The sequence below is a fragment of the Halorubrum wangae genome (genome assembly GCF_051194135.1).
GTDB lineage: Archaea > Halobacteriota > Halobacteria > Halobacteriales > Haloferacaceae > Halorubrum.
In genome coordinates, this window is the sequence record NZ_JBLZNH010000002.1 from 766,642 (window position 1) to 789,156 (window position 22,515).

Below are 22,515 nucleotides of genomic sequence, written 5' to 3' on the forward strand. Positions count from 1 at the left end.
GACCCGATCGCGTATGTTGAGCGACAGGAGTTTTTGTGATTTACAGGGTATGAGGGACCGAGTCTCTAGAGGCAAGTATATTTATTCGTCTACCAACACTGAATAAGTATGATTGGTGTCCGATCGATATGTGGTTGGAACTGTTCGGGGGTGCGTTTCAGATGAGTCTTGATGCACGGGACGTTCGTATTCTACGCTCGATCGCGGAGAACAACTCTACCAGCCCGGAACGAATAATGGAGGAGACGGATATCCCTAAATCGACGGTCCATTATCGCATCAAGAATATGATGGATAGAGGGGTGATCAAAAATGAGTTGTTTGAGATCGATTTCGAAAAGGCTGGATTAGGTCTCACAGTTATTTCCGAAGTGCTCGCTGAGTTCGGGGAAGGGTATCAGGAAGAAGTTGGGAAAGCGTTAGCCGAGATCGAGGGGGTAAATGAAGTGTATTTTGTGATGGGCGATACTGATTTCATTGTCATTTCACGGCTTCCGTCTCATGACATGGTTGAAACGCTTGTTGAGGAGTTTGAGGCTATCGACGGAATTCAACGAACGAGTTCGAAGTCCGTGATCAGCTCGATCAAAGAAGATGAGAGCGTAGGGATGTTACGCGACTACACTGAAGTGACGTTACTGAACTCGCACGGACTTGACGAGACGGTAGAACAAGTTGAGTAACCTGCTCTGTTGAATTTGTAGAAGGTGGAAGGGTAGCGTCGATTTGGTAGTAGCGGCGAAGCAGAAGTGCTCTACCAGTCGTTGGGGGGAGTTTCTCTGTCAATGTGACGTGGACTGTGTTGAGAATCTGCGACGACCTTTGGTCTGTGGTTGCGTGCTGTCATCGGTGTCATGTTACTCAACCGGGAAACAGCATGGAAATATCAACACCACTTGGATCGTCGCATACGATCGCTGTAAACGGCGGTGCTCGTCGGTACGGAATTGCGTTTGGTTTCTTGATGCTCACGAGCCGGTACGCTGGCTGCACAATGCTAGCTTGGCTGTCGAGTTCGGTGAATCCAGAGTGCACACGCGAGGGCTCCGAAGCCGGCAACTGTGGCGATACCGAACGCGATACGATAGCCTGTAAAGGAGTACACGGGCGTGCCGTCGACGATCTTCCCGGTCCAGAAGACGTCGAGCACCACACCCATTAGTGCGGGCACGACGGCAGCCCCGAAGTAGCCGACGCTGTTTATTGTCCCGCTCACCGTTCCGCTTACCTCGTCGGGGTGTCGCTGACGCCCGACGGTGAACGCGAGTGACACGCCGCCATTGACGAACATGGCCGTGAAGAAGAGAATGCCGACGAAAGCGAGGGGCGGCGTCCCGAGAGCTGAAAGGGTGCCGAAGACGACACAGAACGTGAGCGTCGAAATCAACACCAGCGCGGTGTGAGCGGCGGTACGGTCCGCAACCCACCCAAACAGCGGTGAGCCGATAAGGAGGCCGACGTTGCCAGCGAGGACGTACAGCGATGCGCGTGCGACGGAAAGATCGTAGAGGTGGACGAGATACGGGACGCCCCACAGGCCGATGATGGTGAAGTTGACGCCGAGGATTAGAAAGTTGAGGATACCGAGGGCCCAGACATCGGAGCCGCCAAGGACGGATCGCAAGTCGTCACGGAGTGACGTAGGTCCACCGTCGGCCGTTAGTTCTGGTGACTCGTCGTCGGTTTCATCGACCGGTCGGTCACGGACCGACAGGAAGATGAAGAGAGCGCTGACGACGCACAACGATCCGATAACGAGCATTGATGATCGCCACCCGATGACGGACGCAGCGATGGCGAGTGGTGTTGTGGCGATGATGCCACCGAGCGCTGAAACGCCGATAGTTAGGCCCGTTACGGTGGCGTACTCATCCGCTCGGAACCATGTTACGGCGAATCGGAGGATAGAGAGGAAGATGACGCTCCCGCCGAAACCCACGAGTGCGCGAGCCAGGAAGTTCACGAGGAACGAGTCACTCATTGCGAACGCCATGGCACCGAACCCCATCACGAATGTGCCTGTTCCGGCGACGCGGCGCGGACCGTACCGGTCTACAAGCACCCCGGCGGGCAACTGCATGGCAGCGTAGAGGTAGAAGAACGACGAGTGGAGCAACCCGAGTTCAGTTGCTGTGATGTTGAACGCGAGCGTCAGCGATTCCGCCAGTACCGCCGTCGAGACACGGGTGAAACTCATGAGCAAGTACCCGAACGCGAGTACGCCCCACATCACCCATCGGACGCGGCGTGTGTTGAGTCGCGTCAGCACCATTGTCTCAAAGTACTGGTCGACTCGTCTGTCATTCCACGGTAGTTGAGAGTGGTGCTTGCGGCGACCTTGACTGCCTTGAGGAGTGTTTCCGTATGCTCTCGTCCGCGCTGTTGAGGGTCTCGTCGTGCGGACCACGGAAGGTGAGAAACGCGTCGGAGTCGTGTCAGAGGTACTGTTGAACTTCGAAGACGGCTACAGGCGTAAGTGGGTTGAGTGAAAGGAAGTAAAGCCAGACACATAGTGGTGTAGAGGATTTAGCGGGGATTGTTCCGTATCCATTCTAGGACTTCGTTTGCGTGTTCGTCCGGTGGGAAGATCGGATAGAAGACGTGTTCGATACGTCCATCAGAGACGATCAGCGTTAATCGCTTCAGATACTCGTTGTCCTCAATGGTGAACGTCGGCAAGTCAAGTTCGTCTGCAAGTTCCCACCCGGAATCGCTGAGCATCTCGAAGGGGAGATTCAGACGGTCACGTGCCTCTCGTTGGTACTCAACTGACTGCGTAGACAGTCCGAAGATCCGCCTGACTCCCTCATTTCGAAGTTCCTCGTAATGGCTCTGAAAACCGCGTGATTCAGGTGTACAGCCACGGGCACCGGGAACGTCTTCCCACCCTTCGGGGATCACGTCCTTATCTGGCCGCCCCGTTAGTGGGTAGACGTAGAGTACCGTTCGAGTCGGGAGTTCCTGGAGGTTAACCGTCGTGTCGTTGGTCGCTGGGAGAGACACGTCGCACATCGTCATCCCTTGGAGATGGTCAGCCGCACCGTCGTCTTCCGGCACTGGGAGGTCGTCTGGTAGCGGAAAATCTTTAGACATTGTGCTACAGAGCACACCCAAAATAAATAAATATTCGCTAAATCCTGCATTTTTGAATATTGTTCAATACATGGGTTGTTGTATATGGTATATTGACGTGATCTGAGCGTAGATGGGTTCGCGCAAAATAAGACATTGTAATGTAATTACTCTGAACAGCTGTTCTTCTAGACTGAACGAGAACTGATCGCTACGCCTTCTGCGAGTACAACTGAGCAGAGTACTCAAAGTTGCATAGCCGCGTTAGGAAACACGGTTTGAACGGGCCGGTATTTCTCGGGCCCCGACATGACTAGGTGTGTGAGTTCACCTGCTGTGGTTTGCGAGGACGTCACGGACCGATTCGGTGATAATATTCATTCCGACCTCCGCTTGGCGCTGGGTCAACACGAGCGGCGGAAGCAGTCGAAGGACGCTCTTGTGGCGGCCGGCGTACCACACGAGAACGCCCCTGTGGTAACATTCGAGTTGGATCGATTCGACAAGTGATTTCGAGGGGTCACCATCCACTTTAAATTCGACGCCGGTGAACTGTCCTTTCCCGCGAATATCAACGATCTCAGGGATGTCTTCGGCGAGTTCACGGAACCGGGACCGGATGTACTCCCCGACCTCGGTCGCGTGATCAAGAAGGTCGTGGGACTCGATGTACTCGATGGCGCGCGTCCCGCCGACGAACGCGGGGACGTTCCCGCGGAACGTCCCAACGTGACCGCCCGGGCCCCACGTGTCGAACTTTTCGTGATACATCATCGCACCGATGGGGAGACCGGAGCCGCCGATACCCTTCGCCATCGTCATTGCGTCCGGCGTCACGTCCCAGTGCTCAGCTGCGAACCACTCACCGGTGCGTCCGAACCCGGTCTGGATCTCGTCGAAAATGAGTAGCGCATCGTTGTCGTCCGCGATGTCGCGGAGTCCCTTCAGGAATCCTTCGGGCGGGACGACCACCCCGCCCTCACCTTGAATCGGCTCAACCCAGATTCCTGCGGGTGATTCGTGTCCCCCATATGTGCCCTCGAACTTCCGTTGTACCGCGTCTAGCGCACGCGCACAGGTGCCGTCTTGACAGCAGTTATCGGAGGGGCAGAACGGCTCGACATCACCGGTTGGTCCCGGCTCGGTGGGGTCCGGAAACGGGACGTGGACGGCGTCGGCCAACAGCGGCCCGTATCCCTTTTTGTACGCTTTGCCGGCGGTGAGACTGAGCGCACCGGCCGTGGTTCCGTGATAGGATCCCTCGAAGGCGAGCAGGCCATGGCGGCCGGTGTTATGTTTGGCGAGCTTGATCGACCCTTCGATCGCGTCGCTTCCGCTCGGTCCACCGAATATGACCTTACTGTTCCCGCTGAGGCCGTCAGGTGCAATGTCGTTGAGCCGTTCGATGAACTCGATACGTGCCTCGGTCGGGAAATCAACCGTGTGAGTGACTTTATCCAGTTGCTCGTGAACGCCCTCAAGGACGTACGGGTTGGAGTGTCCGACGTTCAAAACGCCGATTCCGGCGAAAAAGTCAAGAAACGTGTTCCCGTCGACGTCCCTGATGGTTGCACCTTTGGCCTCTCCGATCGCGATCGGTATGCGACGCGGGTAAGCGACGGCGTTGCTATCGATCTCTCGTTGGCGGTCCAACAACTGTTCTGTTCGTGGTCCGGGGACCGTTTCCACGTCTGGCTCCATCGAAAAGTGGATCTCGTCGATCGGTGGGTTTGCTACCATGTGTCAAGACACTCGTGCGAGTATATATACTTAAGCAATATTCAAAGAAGAACACACAGAAGAGTTCAAAAACTAGTTAAAATGATTCAATTGAACTCTGTTCAAGGAAACAGCGTCCACGAGAATCGCACATACGTGTTCGTAATTCAATACCGATCGGAATGCGGCCAGTTCGCGCCGCCACGCGTCCGAACAGGACCTCACGACGTCAAATCAGTACGGAACTCGAGTAAGAGTTCTCCAGTAAAATACGTCGTGAATATCTAAACCGTTCAGGCGTCGTCCGATCGGGATGCCAACTGTTTCGTTGCCTCCGCGAACGTTCGCGCGCCGGCAACCGCGTCTTCCATCTCCGTGTACTCCGCCTCATTGTGGGTCTTGCCGTCGATGCTCGGGACGAAGATCATCGCTGCGTCCGTGATCTCATTGAGATACGTCGCGTCGTGGCCAGCGCCGCTAACCATGGCCTGATGATCGGCTCCGACTGCTTCTGCGGCGTCTAGCACCGTCTGGCTCACCCGCGGCGAGAACTCGGTATGGGGGATCCGCCAAATCTCTTCGAGTTCGTACGTAACGTTTTCACGGTTGCAAGCGGCCGTAATTTCCCGTTCAACCCGATCAACAAGTTCAGCGACGGCATCATCATCGTAGCTCCGAACGTCGATAGTCAGTCGAGCCTCCGCAGGAACGACATTTATCGATCCGGGCGAGACCTCAAGCTCGCCGACCGTGGTGACAACGTCGTCTGCGACGCGGTTTGAGAGGCGGCGAACCGAAGTGACGATATCAGACGCGGCAACAAGCGCGTCTCGCCTGGAGTGCATCGGTGACGGCCCTGCGTGATCCGCATCACCAATGATCGTGGCTTCAAGCCACGCCATCCCGAAGACCCCCTCAACGGCACCGACGGAAAGACCGGCCTCTTCCAATTTCGGCCCCTGTTCGATGTGTAACTCCAGGTAGCTGTCGTACGGCTCCCGTGGCTCACACGATTCTTCCCCATTATAACCGATCTGCTTGAGCGCCTCTGCGACGGTGACGCCGTCGGAGTCCGTGTGTTCGAGCGTATTTGCAATGTCAAACTCACCGATGAACGTGCCGCTTCCCATGAGTGCGGGCTTGAACCGCGAGCCTTCCTCATTCGTCCAGTTCACGATTTCGATCGGTCGTCGATGGTCAACTCCCGAATCCTCGAAGCTACGGAGTGTCTCGAGGGCTGAGAGCACCCCGAGCTGTCCGTCGAACCGACCGCCGTACGGCTGTGAGTCGAGATGTGATCCGATCAGCACAGGGGCCGCATCCGGATCAGTTCCTTCTCTTCGACCGAAAATATTCCCGAGTTCGTCGATACGAATATCAAGCCCGAGCGATTCAAGATCTTCGACAAACAGATCTCGTACGTTACGGTCCGTTTCCGTCAGCGCAAGACGATGGAGGCCATCGTCGTCCGTCCGGCCGATTTGTGAGTACCTGCGGAACGTATTCTCGAAGCGATCTGTGTCGATAGTGACCATGTGGCGAGGTCATCGTTACCCTATTAATAGGCGGGGATAGCAGCAAATATGCTCATTTTCACCGATGTCGTCGGTCAATTTAGCTTCCCGAATCAAGTCTTGATTCGGATGCTACTCAGGGTACGCCATCACAACGAAATCTGTCTCGGAATAAGTGGTAGGCAATCGTGGTCTCCCAATGTCAGTAGGATGTTCGCTGACCTCCTCGCAGTCCCTTTTTTTCGTGCTTTACGTTCACATTTGAAGTGCATCGCCCTTCGAGGTGATTTCTTCCGAACTGTTCTCGTTGAGATATTATCATTCCGAGAACTTCTAGAAGACCCGAACATCAAACTACCGTTGGAGGCCGAGCAAGATCTTCACCTCTCGACATCGCGGGTACTGTTATACTCTGTCCGATATAGATTCTGTTTGTGAAACTAAATCCTATATTGTCTACCTTGACACAGTAAAAGCCAATCTCCACCAACCTTTAAGTACATGCGTCTTAGTCTCGCTAGTGGATGTCACTCATATGAGATCGAACGACAATTCTAAGATAGCTGATCAGAGTACTGGTTATTCGGATAAAAACAAAAGAGACCGTGGGAGCCGTCGTGATTTCCTCAAGACGACCGGGGCCGGAATTACAGTCGCCTCTGTGGCGGGCTGTCTGGGAGGGGGCGGAGAAGGCGGTAGCGGACTAAAAATTGGATTTTACGGTCCCTTCTCGGGTCCCGCATCAAATATCGGCGAGCAGAAACAGATTGCCGCCGAAATGTCCCGGGATATGATCAACGAGGACGGAGGTATCCACGGTCAGGACATCGAACTCGTATTCGGCGATTCGGAATCGCAACCTTCGGCGGGACGCAACGAGGTTAACCGTCTGATCCAACAAGAGAACGTCGACGCAATCGGCGGTGGATTCCACAGTGACGTCGCGCTCGCGACAGTCGAGGTCACCGCTGAGCAGGGAACCCCACAGATTGTCGACGAGGCGGTCTCAAGTGCGATCGTCACCAAGATCAACGAACAGGAGCTGTGGAACGTGTTCAAGACCACGCCGCCGTCGGAGGCGTACGCAGTCGGTTGGCGGCAGCTGCTCGAACAGTTCCAAGAGAACGGGACCGGGTACTTCCCCTACGAAGACAAATCCATTGCACTCATCGGAGAAGACACGTCTTACGGCCTCTCGATTATGGATCTGATGGAGAGCGAGCTCGATAAGATCGGATGGGAAATCATCTCCCAAGACGAAGTCAGCCTCGATGCGACCGACTTCACCTCGCTGCTCTCACGGATCCAATCCAACGAACCTGACGTCGTTTGGGCGGTGCAAACGTCTTCCTCAGGTGCCGGTAATCTCGCCAGACAGTTCTCCGAGACCGGGTTCGAAGACACCCACTTCTTCCACAACTACGGCCTGACGATCGCCGATGCGCGCGAAACCGCAGGTGAAGCCGCCAACGGTGCGCTCACGATGCTAAACGCAGGCCGCGTCGACGCGCTTCTTGAGGAACAGGGAGCCCTAGCTGCGTGGGACGAGCGGACCGACATGGACATGACCGGCAGTGCGGCGCTGTCCTACCAGAACATCAAAGTCATCGCGGAGTACGCCTCCGCCTTCGAGAGCCTCGAGGCCTTCCGCTCCGCGAGTGTCGAAGAGTGGGAGTCCACCGTCCTCGATCACGAGCCAATCCCCGGAGGAAGTGGGTACATCAGCTATCAGGACAACCACCAAGCCGCCTGGGGGAGTACGGACACTCAGTCTGCGCTGGGATACCAAGTGATTGACCAGGAGCTCAATCTCGTGTGGCCTTCGGAGATCGCGACCACGGATATCGACACATCAGTCTACTGATCACGAATGCAGGCACACGATCGGGTCGGTGACAACGGTCCGTGCCGACCCAATACCACCAGATCAGAGACAGTCGGACTGGGTGGGGAGCAATGCGCATAACGCCCGTCACTTCGGCCGAAGAACGCGCGGCCGTGTTCCCCGTTCTCCAGCAGCTCCGCGACCATCTCAACCGAGAATCATTCGAGGAGCTGTATGAGTCGATGGCCGAGGAAGGGTACCGGCTGTTCGCAGGCTACGTGAACGACGAACCGGTCGCCGTCGCCGGGGTCACGATCTCGACGAACTTCTACCTTGGCCGACACGCGTACGTCTACGACCTGGTCGTCGATGAGGATAATCGCTCGAAGGGGTACGGCACGAAACTTCTCGAGTACGTCCACAACTGGGCCACGGACAACGATTGTGTGGCCGTCGAGCTTGAGTCGGGGCTTTGGCGCGAAGATGCGCACCGATTCTATCTCGATCTCAACTACGAAAAATACTGCTACTCATTTAAATATGACCTCAAGTCACAACCAAACTGATCTCTGTTACACCTCCGCAACGACGCTCGCTGCGGACATTCGCCGCGGGGAGCGCTCGCCAGTCGCGGTCGTCGACGCGTTCCTCGATCGGATCGAGCGGGTGAATCCCGAGATCAACGCGTACGTCACGGTGTGTTCGGAATCGGCTAAAGAGGCCGCACGTGAGGCCGAGCGCGCTGTCGAACGCGGTGACGACATCGGCCCGCTTCACGGTGTCCCGGTTGCGATCAAGGATCTAAACCGCGTCGCTGGCGTGCGGACCACGTTTGGATCCCCGGCCTTCGCTGACTACGTTCCGGAGCACGACGACGTCGCCGTCTCACGACTCCGGGAAGCGGGAGCGATCATCCTTGGAAAGACGAACACTCCCGAATTCGGCCGTAAAACGAAGACCGATAACCCGGTATTCGGCGCGTCCGGGAACCCGTGGGACCCGAACCGGACGACCGGCGGTTCTTCGGGTGGAAGCGCAGCGGCAGTCGCCGCCGGGTTAGCTCCGATCGCGCTCGGATCTGACGCGGCCGGCTCGATCCGGATCCCGTCAAGTGCCTGTGGTGTGTACGGATTTCTGCCGGACTTCGGCCGTGTACCTGCAGGCCCGATTCGTTCCGACGCGTTCCAGGATCTCCTCCCGTACACGTTCCTTGGCCCGATCACTCGGACCGTCTCGGACGCAGCCCTCATGCTCGAGGTGATTGCTGGGCCCGACACCAGCGATCCTAATGGGCTCCCTACTCCGAACGGTTCTTACCGCGACGCAGTCGAGTCAGCCCCTGATCTCGCTGACCTCCGGATCGGTTACTCACCGGACTTTGGTGACTTCGTCATCTCCAAGGCCGTCTCGGAAACAGTCGAATCGGCCCTCGATGACCTGTCGGCGGCCGGCGCGACCGTTGAGGAGGTCGATATCCGCTTCAAAGGGAGTTGGGAGGAGCGTCACGACGCGATCGAGTGGATCCTTCAGTCTCGATACGTGGGGCTGTATGAAAACCTCAAACATGATTCCGACATCGATCTGCTGACGATTGATGAACCGATCACGCCCGAGGTCCGCTCGCGTATCCGTGCCGGCCTCGAACTCGATACGATGACTCTTGCGGTGGCGCGCCGCCGCAGAACTGCGGTATACGACGCGATTACCGAGGCGCTTGAGGACGTCGACGTGCTTGTGACGCCGACGCTCGGCCGGACCGCATTCGGTCTCGACGTCGACAACCCGACCGTGGACGGAGAGTCCGTTCACCGCATGCACGGCTGGACGCTCACGTGGCCGCTGAACCTCAGCGGACATCCCGCGGCCTCGATCCCTGTTGGGTTCGACGATTCCGGGCTTCCAATCGGAATGCAGGTCGTTGGTGACCGGCTCGGAGATAGTGAAGTGATGTCCGCGAGTGCGGCGATTGAAGAGACAATTCCTTGGGGGAATGCGTACCCCCCGGAAGCGATCGAAGGTGACAGATGACACCAGTACTCTCTGTCGACAACGTCAAGAAACGATTCGGTGGTATCGTCGCCGTCGACGGGCTGGACTTGGAGATAGAATCTGGTGAAATCGTCGGCCTGATCGGTCCGAACGGAGCTGGTAAGACGACCACGCTCAACCTTATCACTGGATTCCTGACCCCGGATGAGGGACGAATCTCGCTCAACGGGACCGAGGTCACCGGTGACTCGCCGGACTCGATCTCGAAGGGCGGGATCGGTCGTACCTTCCAGATATCGAAGCCGTTCGGCCGGCTCTCCGTGTACGAGAACCTGCTCGTTCCGAACGTCTCGTGCGGTCCGACCGAACAGGAGGCCCGGATCGACCGGCTACTCCAAGAGCTACACCTTGAGGAGGTACGCGAGAACCGCGCCGACGAGCTCAGCGGCGGCCAGAAGAAACTGCTCGAACTCGCGCGGGTGCTGATGCTCGAACCCGACCTGATACTGCTCGATGAACCCGCGGCAGGGATCAACCCGGCACTGATGGACGACATCATAGACGACATCCAGCGTATCAACGAGCAAGGGACCGCGATCCTCGTTATCGAACACGATATGTCCGTAATAAGCGAACTCTGTGAGCGCGTCGTCGTGATGAACGCCGGTCGAAACATCGCCTCGGGAACCTTCGAGGAGATCCGTGGAAACGAAACCGTCCGTGAGGCGTACCTCGGGGGGACCTGAGATGAGCCTCATCGAACTCGACGCCGTCGATGCCGGATACGGTGAGAACCAGGTCCTCCACGATCTCTCGGTCACGGTCTCCGAAGACCGGGTGAACTGTATCATCGGCCCGAACGGCTCTGGAAAGTCGACGATGTTGAAGTCCATCTTCGGGATGGTCGACGTCTGGGACGGTACGGTCACGATCAGAGGAGAGGACGTAACGAATGACCATCCTCGCGAGGTACTCGAACGCGGAGTCGTGATGCTCCCACAGGGAGGAAGCGTCTTCCCGAACATGAGCGTCAAGGAGAATCTCCGGATGGGTGCTTACCTCATCGACGATGAGGAGTTCCTCGCCCGGCAGTACGAGGATGTGTTCGATATGTTCCCCGTGCTCGAAGAGAAGCGCACCCAGCAAGCCGGCGATCTCAGTGGTGGTCAACAGATGATGGTCGCGTTCGGACGGGCGTTGATGTCCGACCCAGATATTCTGTTGTTGGACGAGCCGAGCGCGGGGCTTGCGCCTGACCTCGTTGGCGATGTCTTCGAGCAGGTGGAGGTCCTGAAAGATCGCGGACGAGACATGCTAATCATCGAACAGAACGTGCGACGAGTGCTTGAGATTGCCGAGTACGTCTACGTCCTCGATCAGGGACGACTGGAGTACGAGGGTGAGACCGAGTCGCTCCGCAACGAGGAAGACATAATGGAGATGTACATCGGAGAACGCCACGAATGACGGGGTCAAGCACACTCGAACACGCACGGCAACGCGCATCCCTACCGTGGGGTGAACGCAATGGTTAGCATCGAACTACTCGTCCAGCAAGTGATCAACGGGCTGCTTTTCGGCGGTCAGCTCGCCCTGATGGCGGTCGGCCTCACGTTGATCTGGGGCGTCGCACGAGTGTTGAACTTCGGTCACGGGGCGATGTTCATGGTCGGCGGATTTGTCGGCTTCTTCACCTTCGGTGCGACCGGAAGCATAGTCGTGGCAGTTGTTTCTGCGGCCCTCGTCGTCTTCGCTCTCGGATACCTGACCGAGGTCGCACTCATCAGACCCCTTCGTGACCGTGAAGAGTTCGGAATCCCATCAATGGTGGTCACCCTCGGACTTGCGTTCTTCCTTGAGAACGCCTTCATCGTCTGGATCGGCTCACAACGTGAGTCGTTCCCGCGGTTCACTAGCGTGGTCTGGAACGTTGGTGGAATCAACTTAAGCGCACAGCGGGTGCTAATCTTCGTCATCTCGCTCGTGGCTCTGGGGCTCCTGTTCTACGTCATCGCCCGAACCAAACTCGGACTCGGTATTCGCGCCGTCTCTCAAGACAACGACACGGCGCTCCTGATGGGCGTTCGCCCGAACCGAATCTACGCGATAACCTTCGGAATCAGTGCTGCGCTCGCGGGGCTCGCGGGAGTCCTGTTGGCCCCGCTGTTCGCCGTCTATCCCTCGGTTGGATGGTATCCGTTCCTCCTGTCGTTCGTTGTCGTGATGGTCGGTGGGCTCGGGAGCGTTCGGGGGACACTGCTGTCGGCGATGGGGCTTGCGATCATACGGAGCGTCAGTACTATTTGGGTCTCCAGTGAGATGGCGATGGTCATCCTCTTCGGAATCATGATACTCGTACTTGCCGTGTACCCAGACGGAATCGGGGGGTATCTCGAATGACCGCGATCGACACGCTCCGGACCGGGATCGCCCGAACCGCCGAGCGTCTGACCGAAGACGCCCGTTCACGGAACGGCGCTGCCTTCGTGGTCGCCGGCGTCTTGGGGCTGCTGGCACCTGTGCTGGTCAGCGGCTACACCCTCGATCTGGTGATGCAGCTGATCATTCTGGTCCTCGTTGTCACGAGCTGGATCTTCATCGCGGGCTACTTCGGAATGTTCAGCTTCGCACACGCCGCCCTCTACGGGATCGGCGCGTACGCGGCGGTTCTGCTAGCCGGCGAGTTGGGGATACACCCCATCATCGCGGTGCTCCTCGGTGGTGTCGTCGCCGGGATCTTTAGCATCCCGATCGCGCTCCCGGTGCTCCGCTTGTCAGGGGCATATGTCGGAATGGTCACACTGGCGTTCGCGGAGATCGTCTACCGGTTGGTGATCGTCTTCCGCGAAGTCACTGGTGGCCCGACCGGCTACACCGGGTTCCCGGCCCTGTTCGGCGGGAATCGGATAGCGTTGTACTACTTCGTGTTCGCGCTCGTTGCCGCACTGCTTGTCGTGCAGTACGGGCTGCTGGTCAATCGCTTCGGTCTTGTGGCGCGAGCGATACGCGAAGCCCCCGACGCAGCGCGGATGCTGGGGAACAATGTCCCGAGATACAAGCTCACCGGATTCATAATTGGATCCGCGATCGCCGGCGTCGCCGGCGGGCTACAGGCCCATACCGTTCTGATCATCTCACCACCGATGATCGAGGTCAACAGAATGATCGAGTTCATGGCGATGGGCATTATCGGCGGCCTCCGGACAATCGGCGGCGGAATCTTCGGGGCCGTGATCGTCTTCGGACTCTCCGAGGGACTCCGTGACCTTGGGGAAGTCAGACTTGTCATCTGGGGCGCGCTCTTGGTCGTCGTCACGATCTACTTCCCGGAAGGGCTCGCTGGGAGTTCACTTGACCCGCGTGAACGACTCCGTGAAATGTTCGACCGGAAGTGACCGGGGCCGGTGGTCGTTCGGTCGACCACCTCCCGACCTGGCAGTTACGATGCGGCGGCGGTATCGATAGACGAACACACCACAACTAAACGACACACACTATGCCAGATCAAAACACACTGGCGGAAACAATCGAATCGAAAGAATCAGACCTCGTCGACCTGCTCGGCGATCTCGTGGCCGCGAAAACGGTGACCGGCGACGAGGCACCGGGACAGGAGGTGATCATCGATCAACTTGAGACAATGGGTCTTGAGCCGGATGTCTGGGAGCCGTCGGCCGACGACCTCGCAGACCACGAAGGATATTTTGAGACGTCCTCGTACGAAGCTTACGGGTACGAAGGGCGTCCAAACGTTGTCGCCCGCGTTGAGGGTGGCAATGGTCCGACTCTAGCGATCGGTGGTCACATCGACGTAGTCGACGTGACCGAAGACGAGTGGACACGCGATCCGTGGTCGCTAACGCGAGAAGGAGACACCCTCTACGGCCGCGGCAGTGCGGATATGAAGGGAGGGCTCGCAGCGGCCATAATCGCAATGGAGGCACTCGATTCACACGGGATAGACCTCGCCGGCGACCTCCTCTTCCAGTCGACGATTGAGGAGGAAGATGGGGGCGTCGGCGGAGCATTGTCGGTCCTTGAGCGCGGATACGTTCCCGACGCGGCGGTCATCATCGAACCCTTCGATCTCCCGAACGTCGGGATCGCCGGTGCGGGCGTGATGTACTTCCGGGTAGAAGTTCCCGGAAAGAGTGTTCACGCGGCGTGGGGCCATGAGGGAGTCAACGCGATCGGGAACGCCGCCACAATTTACCGCGCTTTAGAAGAGCTCGATACCGAACGGAAAGCGCGGATCGACTTCGAGCCGGCCTACCGGGCGAATCCTGGCCTGAAGGGGAACGTCACGAACCTCAACATTGGGACGATCGAGGCGGGGGACTGGCCGTCTACGCTCCCCTCACGAGCGATCCTCGAGGGGCGGATCGGCTGGCCGCCCGGAGAGAGTCGGGCCGAGGTTCGGTCACAAATCGAAGAGACGATTGCCGAAGCCGCCGCCAACGATGAGTGGCTCGCCGACCATCCGCCGACCGTCGAGTGGTTCGGCTGGCAGGCCGAACCTCACGAGGTTGACAGCGACGGCAAGCTTGCGACGCTCGCCAAACGTGTCGGAGAGGAGGTCACAGGTCGTTCCGGCTCGTTCGTCGGTGGGAATGCGGGACTCGACGAACGCTTCTACGACCTCTATTATGACGTTGACGCAGTCTCTGTCGGCCCGACTGGAGCGAACCTTCACGGCGCGGACGAACACACGACTGTACCCTCGCTTCTGGAGACCGCGACGACCATCGCCTCGATCGCTATCGAGTACTGCGGAATAGAGGAGTAAAGGGGAACCACACCTCGCGGTTCCCTCTGGAGTCGATAGACCAAACCAATCGAAAAATAACACCATCAACACACCATGACAACTGATATTACCGTTTACTGGGACGATCGAATGCTTGACCACGAACCGCCGAAGGGGGCCTTCAAATTCCCCTCTACACCTATTGTCGCGGTTCCTGAAGTACATCCGGACCGTCGTGAACGCGTCCAGAACATCCGGGCGATGCTTGACCATGCCTTCGGCGACATCTCCGAGACAGTCTCGCCGGACCAAGCAAGCCGGAAAGCGATCGAACGCGTCCACGAGCCCGACTATCTTGACTGGCTCGTCGAGTTTTGTGCTGACGGCGGCGGCCGCATCGAAGACACGACGACTGGATTGAACGAGCACACGTACGACGCCGCTCGCGTCTCAGCCGGGGCTGCCATCGCTGCCGCCGAGCAAGCGCTTGACGAGTCCAAAGGCAATGGCCAAGCGGCGCTCCCCTATGCGCTGTGTCGCCCCAGCGGCCACCACGCCCAGCCCGACTGCGCCGACGGATTCTGTTTCCTCAACAACGTCGCGCTCGCAGCGGAGGCTGCGCTCGCCACTGACGGGTCGGCCGACATCACAGCCGACCGAGTTGCGATTATTGACTGGGACGTCCACCATGGGAACGGCACACAGGAGGCATTCTATGACCGCGATGATGTGCTCTTCGTGAGCGCGCACAATGATCACGGTTCTTGGCATCCCGAGTACCACCCACAAGAGGGCTCAATTGAGGAATTCGGAGAGGGCGACGGTGAAGGGTACACGCTCAACGTCCCGCTTCCGCCGGGTACGGGCAACCGAGGCTACGAGGCGTTTTTCGAACGGATTGTTACTCCGGCGGTTACTGGGTTTGACCCGGACCTCATCCTCGTTAGCGCTGGCCAGGATGCTGGACCGTCGGATATGAACGGTCGGAATATTGTGACCCGCGAGGGATTCCGGCAAATGGGCGAAAGGGTCCAACAGCTCGCCGATGAGACGGCGGACGGTGCGCTCGCACTGATTCAAGAAGGTGGCTATCAGCCCTCTCACCTCTCGTTCGCTACGCTTGGTGTCTTCGAGGGTGTTCTAGGTCGCACAGTCGATCTCGAGGGGTATGGAACCGGGGACCCCTTCGAATTCCTTGATGAACCGACCGAACTGGTCAACGATTGGCTCGATCAAGCAGTCGACCATCATAGTAAGTCGCCAGCTTTCCTCTAGCAAAGTGCGACGAGTGCAGTGTAAACGTTTCTGACGCGGAACTGGAGGGCGATGAGATTCCGACACTGCACGTCCTCTTCGGGAACGCAAATCTGTTCTCGATGGCGACATCGTACACGGAGGCACTGACTCGGGGGCGCTATTTATCGGCACGCACTCAGTGGATTTTCCCGGGTATCCTGACAGTCGTCCGGCCTTTTTTGACGCCTTTCAGAATGTACTCGATTTCGGGACAAAACCGGAGACAGCACCCGAGCTGAAAGCTCCGTTCGTCGAGCCGTTGCTCACGTGGTGGACGGCGAACGGTTGTGACGGACTGCCGTGGCGGGAATCGGACCAGACGTCGTTCTAGGTAATTGTCGCCGAAATACTGCTGCGGCGCACCACTGCGACGCGGCCAGCCCCGACGACGGCTACACGTACTGTGCAAACGGCGGGAGCATCAACTGCCACTCGCATAACAAGACCGAGCAGGTAGACGGAAGTCCCGTCTGCACTGGATGCGCGGTGACCGAACGCATCGCGTTCAAAAGAAGTACTTCTACGACAAGGAGAACCGGGACGCGTTCCGCGAGGAGTACGCCTCGATTCCGTTCTACGAGAGGACAATGGAGAACACGCCGCTGGCTGTCGTCACGGCCATCGTCATCGTACTTTTCATGCTTGGAATATTCGTCAGTCTCGGTGTGGTAGTCGCACACGACAGCACCGAAAGGAAACCCCCACGTTTGTCGGGGGAATTCGTTAATACCTGTAAGCGGGTACGTACCGTATGCGACCGCTCACGAAGACCATACTCGTCGGCGCTGGTGTGGCATTCGCCGGGTGGGTCGGGTGGGGCGTCTACTCGACTCGGGAGGCGGAATCGATCCCGTATGAGGAACGGCGGACGGTACACGGTATCGAGATTCGTCGCTATCCGCAGACGGCTCGCGTCGAAACGACGGCACCGACGGAGCAGACCGCGTTTCGGCGGCTTTTCAGATACATTTCGGGAGCCAACCGAGGCGACGAGTCGATATCGATGACGGCTCCTGTCGAGACTCGATCCGGGAACACAATCGAGTCGGTCGCTCCGATCCGATCGGCGGCGGCCGGGACCGATGCAGAGGCGGTCCGGATGGCGTTTTATCTCCCTTCCAAGTACGGTCCCGAAACGGCACCCGAACCGACGGATGCCGAGGTCACACTCGTTACCGAGCCACCGAAGACCGTCGCCGTAGATCGATTTTCCTGGTACGCTCCGGCGTGGCGGGTCGAACGATGAACGCGAAAGCTGCTGTCCGCGCTCGACCGTGAGGGTCTCGAACCGGCGGGCGAGCCCGCTCTCCTCCGATACAACGACCCGTGGACACCACCGTTTATGCGACGAAACGAGGTGGCAGTCGCGGTCGTCGAGGAGGAGCGATCGGCGAACTGATAGAATTGCTGACGATCGGACGCAACGGGTCACCGCTGCTGACCCTGTAAGGCGACGCTCTATTCGGCGACCGCTAATTCGGCGGTCGCCTCGATGGCGTCCGCGATGATTTCGGTCCCGACCTCGGCCTGCTTCTGGGTCAGGACGAGCGGCGGGAGCAGCCGCAGGACGTTGCCGTACTGGCCCGCCGTCCAGACCAAGACGCCGTGCTCGTAGCAGTACTCTTGAATGGCGTCGACTCGGTCGTCGTCCGGTTCGCCGGCGGCGTCGACGAACTCTGCGCCGATGAACAGTCCCTTCCCGCGGACCTGTCCGACTCCCGGGTCGCCGTCGCCGGCGTCGCGGATGCGGTCGCGGATCCACGCGCCGACCTCCGTCGCGTGGTCGAGCAGGTCGTGCGCCTGGATGTATTCGATGGCGCGCAGGCCACCCACCATCGCGGGGACGTGGCCGCGGTACGTGCCCGCGTGATCGCCCGGTCCCCACGTGTCGAGGTCCTCGTGGTACATCGTCCCCGACAGCGGCTGGCCGTTCCCCCCGAGCGCCTTCGCGGTCGTCATCACGTCCGGCGTCACGTCGTAGTGCTCGGACGCCCACCACTCGCCGGTGCGTCCCATACCCACCTGAATCTCGTCGAACATCAGCGGGAGGTCGTTCTCGTCGGCGATCTCGCGGAGTCCCGAGAGGAACCCGTCCGGCGGGGCGATGACGCCGCCCTCGCCCTGTATCGGCTCGACGAAGATGCCGGCCGGGTCCGTGAGGCCGCCGTACGGCTCCTCGACGATGGCTCTGACCTCGCGGAGGGCGTGCTCGACCGACTCCTCGGGGCTGCGCCCCTCCTGGAACGGGTACGGGAACGGTGCGTGCACCACGTCGGAGAGCAGCGGGCCGTACGGTTGCTTGAACTTCTTATTCGCCGTGAGGCTCATGGCGCCGGCCGTCGCCCCGTGGTAGGAGTTCCTGAAGGCGATCAGCCCGTTGCCGCCCGTGTTGTACTTCGCGAGCTTGATCGACGCCTCGACTGCGTCGCTGCCGGTGGGGCCACCGAAGACGAACCGGTTGTTGCCGGCGAGGTTACCGGGCGCAATCTCATCGAGCTTTTCGATGAGATCGAGGCGGGGTTCCGTCGGGAAGTCGACGGAGTGAGTGAGCTTGTCGATCTGCTCGTGGACGCCCTCGTTGACGTACGGGTTAGCGTGGCCGACGTTGTACACGCCGATGCCGGCGAAGAAGTCGAGGAACACGTTGCCGTCGGCGTCTTTCAGGGTCGCACCGCGCCCCTCCTCGAACGCGAGCGGAATGTCGTTCGGATACGCCACCGCGCTGCTGTCGACGTTCTCCTGTTTATCTAGGAGACGGCGCGAGTTCGGACCAGGGACTTTGTCAACGCTCGGCTCCTCCGCGAAGTGCAGTTCGTGGATCGGCGGTCCGGTCATGACTCAACCCATACCATACGTCCACATATGATTGATGCAACCAGCAATCAATGATACTGTATACGGAATCCGTTTTCATCTCGATGCGAGCGCGACTGACCGCCGCCGTCCACGCGACCGAACCGTCACAGACCCTTCGTCGTGACCCCCGCGCAGAACCCATTTATCGGCCGAGCGACTACGACGGGCCATGGACGACTCGCCTTCCGCGCGGACGCAGCCTCGCATTTACACGGCGCCACGGACTCAGGTGTCACAGAACCAGGGGAAGTTCCGGATCCACCTCAACTTCCCCGGTCAAGCGGTCCCGGATCACGACGACCACGGCTACGGACCGCTCGCAACGGTCGTCGAGTCGTTCATGGATCCGGGAACGCTCATCCGGATGCACCAACACCGCGACGAGGAGATCATCTCGTGGGTACCCGCGGGCGTGATGCGTCACGACGACCGCCAGGACAACCAACTCGTCACCGACTCGGACCACCTGATGGTGATGGGCGCCGGCAGCGGCTTCTGGCACGCCGAGGAGACGCTGGCAGACGACCCGCCGCTGCGCATGCTCCAGATATTCGTCCGTCCGCACAGCCTCGGACTCGACCCGGAGATTCAGCACGAACCGATCCCAGAGCCGGTCGCGAACGAGTGGCGGCACCTGTTCGGCCCCGAGGGGACCGACGCCCCGCTGTCCGTCCGCAACGACGTCGACTTCCACGACTGCCGCCTGGACGCCGGCGAGACGACCGCGCTCCCGTCTCGACCGGGGTGGGACACCTATCTCTACGTCTTCGACGGTGCGGTCGACGTCGGAGACGAGTCGGTGGGATACACCGAGAGCGCCCTCGTGACCGACGGTGAGGGCGTCCCCGTCACCGCGGCCGAGGACTCGACTCTCGTCGCGTTCTGTATCGACCCCGACGCCCCGATCACCCGACAGGGAACCATCGGTCGCTGACCCGACGGGAATCTCCGCGCCACCGCCACCGGAAGTTATCTGTCGGTTGGCCGAACGTAGCGTATGGCGCTCACAACACCCGACCTCTCAGGGTCGACGGCCTTTATCACCGGGACGACCCGCGGCATCGGAAAACGGCTCGCGCTCGCACTCGCTGACTGCGGCTGTAACATCGTCTCAACGGGAAAGACGACCGACGACGACGACACCGACCTCGCGGGAACCATCGAGCAGACGGCTCGCGAGGTGCGCGAGCGCGGAGTGGAGTCGCTCGCGCTCGAACTCAACCTCCGAGACGAAGACCGCGTCGAGGCGGTCGTCGAGGAATCGATCGACCACTTCGGTGAGGTGGACATCGTCATCAACAACGCGAGCGCCATCCAACTGGCGAACGTCGCCGACGTGCCGGCGAACCGATTCGACCTGCTGACCGACGTGAACGTCCGCGGGACCCACCTCGTCGCGCACGCCTTCGCCGATCACCTCGCGGAACTCGACGAAGCGTGGCTCCTGTCGAACTCGCCGCCGGTCACGACCGACCGGTCGCCGGGGAAGGCGCCGTACGCGTGGTCGAAACTCGGGATGTCGTTCATCACGCTCTCGCTCGCCGAGGAACTGGCGGGGACGGGCGTCGGATGTAACACGTTCTGGCCGGTGACCGCCATCGACACTCGCGCGACGCGGTACTTCGGGCTCGGGACCGAAGACGACTGGCGAAGCCCGGAGATCGTTTCGGACGCGGTGTGTCAGATCCTTGCTCGCGATCCGTCCGAATGCACGGGGAACAGCTTCTACGACGAGGAACTGCTCCGCGAGGCCGGCGTCACGGAGTTCTCGGCGTACAACCTCACCGAGGGCGACCCGGCACCGATGTCGGCGCGGATGTTCGACTCATCGTTCCAGCGAGAGCCGTGACCGCGTCGACCGAGTCGCACGGCTCGGGATCACCCCCGGTTTCGGAGGCAAGGTGAATCGCCGCGACCGACCCGAGTCGAGCGGCCTCGCCTCCGTCCCTCTCTGACGTCGTCATGCGAAACCCTCTCTCACGACCCGGTATAAACCCGAGTGGGCCTCCACCCTAACTGGGTCGAAACCGGAGTTCGTGTAACGAAGAAGCATCCCACACCGGCTGTCCGAACTGCTCGAGGGCGACACCGAACTCAACATCGTCTGTCAAAACAACCGGACCCGGACTGCCTCGCGAGCGCGCTCCCAGTTGGTATCCTCGCTGACTACGACTCGAACGGCGACCCGCTGCTCGACATCTTCGAACAGGTTATCACCGCCGCGGGCCGTCCGCGTTCGACCGACCGTCGCGGAGCGGATCACCCATTCGACGGAGCGGAGGGCACGTTCAGTCGCCCGTCCAAACGATGGACGTCGATCGGATTATCGGTGGTACCGCTCGTGACGAAGTCGGCGAGGGTTTCGCCGACGACGCTGGAGAACTTGAACCCGTGACCGGTGAACCCCGCGGCGACCGAGACGTGCGGGTACTCCGGATGCGTGTCGAGGTAGAAGTGACCGTCGACGGAGCGGGTGACGAGACAGGTCGCGAGCCGCATCGTCGGCCCGTCGGCGTCCGGGAAGTGATTCCGGGTGAGCTTCCGAAGCAGTTCCTCGTCGCGAATCGTCGGCTCGTCGTCCCACTCGTCGGGGTCGACGCTCTCTGCGATGTCCGGCGACCGGCCGAACTTGAACCCCGGTCGCTCGGAGACGGGGAATCCGTAGAAGCTCCCCTCAGGGACATCGACGCTGAACACCGGGAACCGATCCGGCGTGAATCGACTCGGTTCCTCGGGGTGAAGCCACGCCATGACGCGCCGCTGCGGATCGAGCGCGCCGTCGAGGAGGTTGAGGTGCTTGCCGGCCCACGCGCCAGCGGCCACGACGAGGTGACCAGCCTCGTACTCGCCGCGGTTCGTTCGGACGGTAACACCCGTCTCCCGGAGGGTCACGTCCCGAACCGCTTCTCGGGCCCGCACCGTGGCGCCGTGGGCGTGTGCCCGATTCACGTGCGTGGAGACGGCGCGCTCACACGCGAGGAACCCCCCGTCGGGCTGGTAGACGCCCCGGTGCCCCTCCGGGAGGTCGTACCCGGGGAACCGCTCGGTCAGCTCTCGACTGCTCAACACCTCGTGGTCGAGGTCGTAGGCCTCGCACGACGACGCTGCGTCGGCGACTTTGTCGCCGCCTGCGGGTCCGGCGTGTACCGACCCCGTCGTCGTGAGGAGCGTTCGCCCCGACTCGGCCTCCAGTTCGCGCCAGAGGTCGCCGGCGCGCTTCGCCAGCGGAACGTACTCGGGGTGTTCCGGCTGCGTGAGTCGAAAGATACGCGTATCGCCGTGCGAGGAGCCGTGCGCGTGCGGAACGTCGTACCGTTCCAGACCGAGCACGTCGACCCCCCGCTTCGCGAGATGGTAGACTGCCGCGCTCCCCATCCCGCCGACACCGACGACGATAGCGTCGTACTCGTTTCCCATGCCGGTACGTCTTCGGTGCCCGAGTAAAGCGTTTGTGCGGTCCGGGTCGCGTGTCGTCTCGTCGATTCGGAAGAGACGAA

General features: G+C 59.9%; 19 protein-coding genes and 1 pseudogene. 14 read left to right on the forward strand and 6 right to left on the reverse strand.

From position 1 onward, the window contains the following. The first annotated feature begins 161 nt into the window (after positions 1-161). A complete protein-coding gene (locus ACNS84_RS09060; protein WP_435074725.1) occupies positions 162-683 on the forward strand; it encodes an Lrp/AsnC family transcriptional regulator in 522 nt (173 codons plus the stop codon). 314 nt (positions 684-997) lie between these two features. Here the strand turns inward: ACNS84_RS09060 and ACNS84_RS09065 are convergent, their stop codons facing one another. From ACNS84_RS09065 to ACNS84_RS09080, 4 genes are all read right to left on the reverse strand, one after another. Then, positions 998-2,230, reverse strand: a complete 1,233-nt coding sequence (locus tag ACNS84_RS09065) for an MFS transporter (protein ID WP_435074516.1) — start codon at positions 2,228-2,230, stop codon at positions 998-1,000. 296 nt (positions 2,231-2,526) lie between these two features. Continuing rightward, positions 2,527-3,093, reverse strand: a complete 567-nt coding sequence (locus ACNS84_RS09070) for a peroxiredoxin (protein ID WP_435074517.1) — start codon at positions 3,091-3,093, stop codon at positions 2,527-2,529. A 306-nt stretch (positions 3,094-3,399) separates the two neighbouring features. Next, positions 3,400-4,812 carry an aspartate aminotransferase family protein gene (locus ACNS84_RS09075; protein ID WP_435074518.1) on the reverse strand — a complete coding sequence of 471 codons (1,413 nt, stop codon included), beginning with the start codon at positions 4,810-4,812 and terminating at the stop codon, positions 3,400-3,402. Positions 4,813-5,084: 272 nt separating this feature from the next. Beyond that, positions 5,085-6,326 (reverse strand): Zn-dependent hydrolase, encoded by a 1,242-nt coding sequence (locus ACNS84_RS09080; RefSeq protein WP_435074519.1) that lies wholly within the window; start codon positions 6,324-6,326, stop codon positions 5,085-5,087. 514 nt (positions 6,327-6,840) lie between these two features. Between ACNS84_RS09080 and ACNS84_RS09085 the strand changes: the two genes are divergently transcribed. The 11 genes and pseudogenes from ACNS84_RS09085 to ACNS84_RS09135 all read left to right on the forward strand — a co-directional run bounded on the left by ACNS84_RS09085 (position 6,841) and on the right by ACNS84_RS09135 (position 17,561). Next, complete coding sequence (locus ACNS84_RS09085) at positions 6,841-8,169, forward strand: ABC transporter substrate-binding protein (RefSeq protein ID WP_435074520.1); 1,329 nt, start codon at positions 6,841-6,843, stop codon at positions 8,167-8,169. 92 nt (positions 8,170-8,261) lie between these two features. Further along, complete coding sequence (locus ACNS84_RS09090) at positions 8,262-8,696, forward strand: GNAT family N-acetyltransferase (protein WP_435074521.1); 435 nt, start codon at positions 8,262-8,264, stop codon at positions 8,694-8,696. Further along, on the forward strand, positions 8,671-10,158 hold the full coding sequence (locus tag ACNS84_RS09095) for an amidase (protein WP_435074522.1): 1,488 nt from the start codon (positions 8,671-8,673) through the stop codon (positions 10,156-10,158). The genes ACNS84_RS09090 and ACNS84_RS09095 overlap by 26 nt, the downstream gene beginning before the upstream one ends. Further along, entirely contained in the window at positions 10,155-10,865 is a 711-nt protein-coding gene (locus tag ACNS84_RS09100) for an ABC transporter ATP-binding protein (RefSeq protein WP_435074523.1), read from the forward strand. The genes ACNS84_RS09095 and ACNS84_RS09100 overlap by 4 nt, the downstream gene beginning before the upstream one ends. Before the next feature lies 1 nt (position 10,866). Next, the gene (locus ACNS84_RS09105; RefSeq protein WP_435074524.1) at positions 10,867-11,586 is read left to right on the forward strand and encodes an ABC transporter ATP-binding protein; all 720 of its coding nucleotides are present in this window, start codon (positions 10,867-10,869) and stop codon (positions 11,584-11,586) included. Positions 11,587-11,646: 60 nt separating this feature from the next. Beyond that, positions 11,647-12,519 carry a branched-chain amino acid ABC transporter permease gene (locus tag ACNS84_RS09110; protein WP_435074525.1) on the forward strand — a complete coding sequence of 291 codons (873 nt, stop codon included), beginning with the start codon at positions 11,647-11,649 and terminating at the stop codon, positions 12,517-12,519. Further along, the gene (locus ACNS84_RS09115) at positions 12,516-13,514 is read left to right on the forward strand and encodes a branched-chain amino acid ABC transporter permease (RefSeq protein WP_435074526.1); all 999 of its coding nucleotides are present in this window, start codon (positions 12,516-12,518) and stop codon (positions 13,512-13,514) included. The genes ACNS84_RS09110 and ACNS84_RS09115 overlap by 4 nt, the downstream gene beginning before the upstream one ends. Before the next feature lie 101 nt (positions 13,515-13,615). Beyond that, positions 13,616-14,905 (forward strand): ArgE/DapE family deacylase, encoded by a 1,290-nt coding sequence (locus ACNS84_RS09120; protein ID WP_435074527.1) that lies wholly within the window; start codon positions 13,616-13,618, stop codon positions 14,903-14,905. 75 nt (positions 14,906-14,980) lie between these two features. Then, the gene (locus ACNS84_RS09125; RefSeq protein WP_435074528.1) at positions 14,981-16,141 is read left to right on the forward strand and encodes an arginase family protein; all 1,161 of its coding nucleotides are present in this window, start codon (positions 14,981-14,983) and stop codon (positions 16,139-16,141) included. A 160-nt stretch (positions 16,142-16,301) separates the two neighbouring features. Next, on the forward strand, positions 16,302-16,493 hold the full coding sequence (locus tag ACNS84_RS09130) for a hypothetical protein (RefSeq protein ID WP_435074529.1): 192 nt from the start codon (positions 16,302-16,304) through the stop codon (positions 16,491-16,493). Between the two features lie 420 nt (positions 16,494-16,913). Beyond that, a pseudogene (locus ACNS84_RS09135) lies at positions 16,914-17,561 on the forward strand (SOUL family heme-binding protein). A gap of 59 nt (positions 17,562-17,620) precedes the next feature. Here the strand turns inward: ACNS84_RS09135 and ACNS84_RS09140 are convergent. Beyond that, positions 17,621-18,997 (reverse strand): aspartate aminotransferase family protein, encoded by a 1,377-nt coding sequence (locus tag ACNS84_RS09140; protein WP_435074530.1) that lies wholly within the window; start codon positions 18,995-18,997, stop codon positions 17,621-17,623. Positions 18,998-19,187: 190 nt separating this feature from the next. On the opposite strand from ACNS84_RS09140, the gene ACNS84_RS09145 reads away from it, so the two are divergent. After that, positions 19,188-19,952 (forward strand): pirin family protein, encoded by a 765-nt coding sequence (locus ACNS84_RS09145; RefSeq protein WP_435074531.1) that lies wholly within the window; start codon positions 19,188-19,190, stop codon positions 19,950-19,952. Between the two features lie 63 nt (positions 19,953-20,015). Next, positions 20,016-20,867, forward strand: a complete 852-nt coding sequence (locus ACNS84_RS09150) for an SDR family oxidoreductase (protein WP_435074532.1) — start codon at positions 20,016-20,018, stop codon at positions 20,865-20,867. A gap of 410 nt (positions 20,868-21,277) precedes the next feature. Here the strand turns inward: ACNS84_RS09150 and solA are convergent, their stop codons facing one another. After that, entirely contained in the window at positions 21,278-22,435 is a 1,158-nt protein-coding gene (gene solA / locus ACNS84_RS09155) for an N-methyl-L-tryptophan oxidase (protein WP_435074533.1), read from the reverse strand. Positions 22,436-22,515 lie beyond the last annotated feature (80 nt).

What these genes read in the sequence shown, in the direction of transcription:
- ACNS84_RS09085 (WP_435074520.1), top strand. Translation starts at nt 6,841, where the DNA reads ATGAGATCGAACGACAATTCTAAGATAGCTGATCAGAGTACTGGTTAT.
- ACNS84_RS09115 (WP_435074526.1), top strand. Translation starts at nt 12,516, where the DNA reads ATGACCGCGATCGACACGCTCCGGACCGGGATCGCCCGAACCGCCGAG.
- ACNS84_RS09070 (WP_435074517.1), bottom strand. Translation starts at nt 3,093, where the DNA reads ATGTCTAAAGATTTTCCGCTACCAGACGACCTCCCAGTGCCGGAAGAC.
- solA (WP_435074533.1), bottom strand. Translation starts at nt 22,435, where the DNA reads ATGGGAAACGAGTACGACGCTATCGTCGTCGGTGTCGGCGGGATGGGG.
- ACNS84_RS09125 (WP_435074528.1), top strand. Translation starts at nt 14,981, where the DNA reads ATGACAACTGATATTACCGTTTACTGGGACGATCGAATGCTTGACCAC.
- ACNS84_RS09060 (WP_435074725.1), top strand. Translation starts at nt 162, where the DNA reads ATGAGTCTTGATGCACGGGACGTTCGTATTCTACGCTCGATCGCGGAG.
- ACNS84_RS09120 (WP_435074527.1), top strand. Translation starts at nt 13,616, where the DNA reads ATGCCAGATCAAAACACACTGGCGGAAACAATCGAATCGAAAGAATCA.
- ACNS84_RS09075 (WP_435074518.1), bottom strand. Translation starts at nt 4,812, where the DNA reads ATGGTAGCAAACCCACCGATCGACGAGATCCACTTTTCGATGGAGCCA.
- ACNS84_RS09110 (WP_435074525.1), top strand. Translation starts at nt 11,647, where the DNA reads ATGGTTAGCATCGAACTACTCGTCCAGCAAGTGATCAACGGGCTGCTT.
- ACNS84_RS09080 (WP_435074519.1), bottom strand. Translation starts at nt 6,326, where the DNA reads ATGGTCACTATCGACACAGATCGCTTCGAGAATACGTTCCGCAGGTAC.
- ACNS84_RS09145 (WP_435074531.1), top strand. Translation starts at nt 19,188, where the DNA reads ATGGACGACTCGCCTTCCGCGCGGACGCAGCCTCGCATTTACACGGCG.
- ACNS84_RS09150 (WP_435074532.1), top strand. Translation starts at nt 20,016, where the DNA reads ATGGCGCTCACAACACCCGACCTCTCAGGGTCGACGGCCTTTATCACC.
- ACNS84_RS09065 (WP_435074516.1), bottom strand. Translation starts at nt 2,230, where the DNA reads ATGTGGGGCGTACTCGCGTTCGGGTACTTGCTCATGAGTTTCACCCGT.
- ACNS84_RS09090 (WP_435074521.1), top strand. Translation starts at nt 8,262, where the DNA reads ATGCGCATAACGCCCGTCACTTCGGCCGAAGAACGCGCGGCCGTGTTC.
- ACNS84_RS09140 (WP_435074530.1), bottom strand. Translation starts at nt 18,997, where the DNA reads ATGACCGGACCGCCGATCCACGAACTGCACTTCGCGGAGGAGCCGAGC.
- ACNS84_RS09095 (WP_435074522.1), top strand. Translation starts at nt 8,671, where the DNA reads ATGACCTCAAGTCACAACCAAACTGATCTCTGTTACACCTCCGCAACG.
- ACNS84_RS09105 (WP_435074524.1), top strand. Translation starts at nt 10,867, where the DNA reads ATGAGCCTCATCGAACTCGACGCCGTCGATGCCGGATACGGTGAGAAC.
- ACNS84_RS09100 (WP_435074523.1), top strand. Translation starts at nt 10,155, where the DNA reads ATGACACCAGTACTCTCTGTCGACAACGTCAAGAAACGATTCGGTGGT.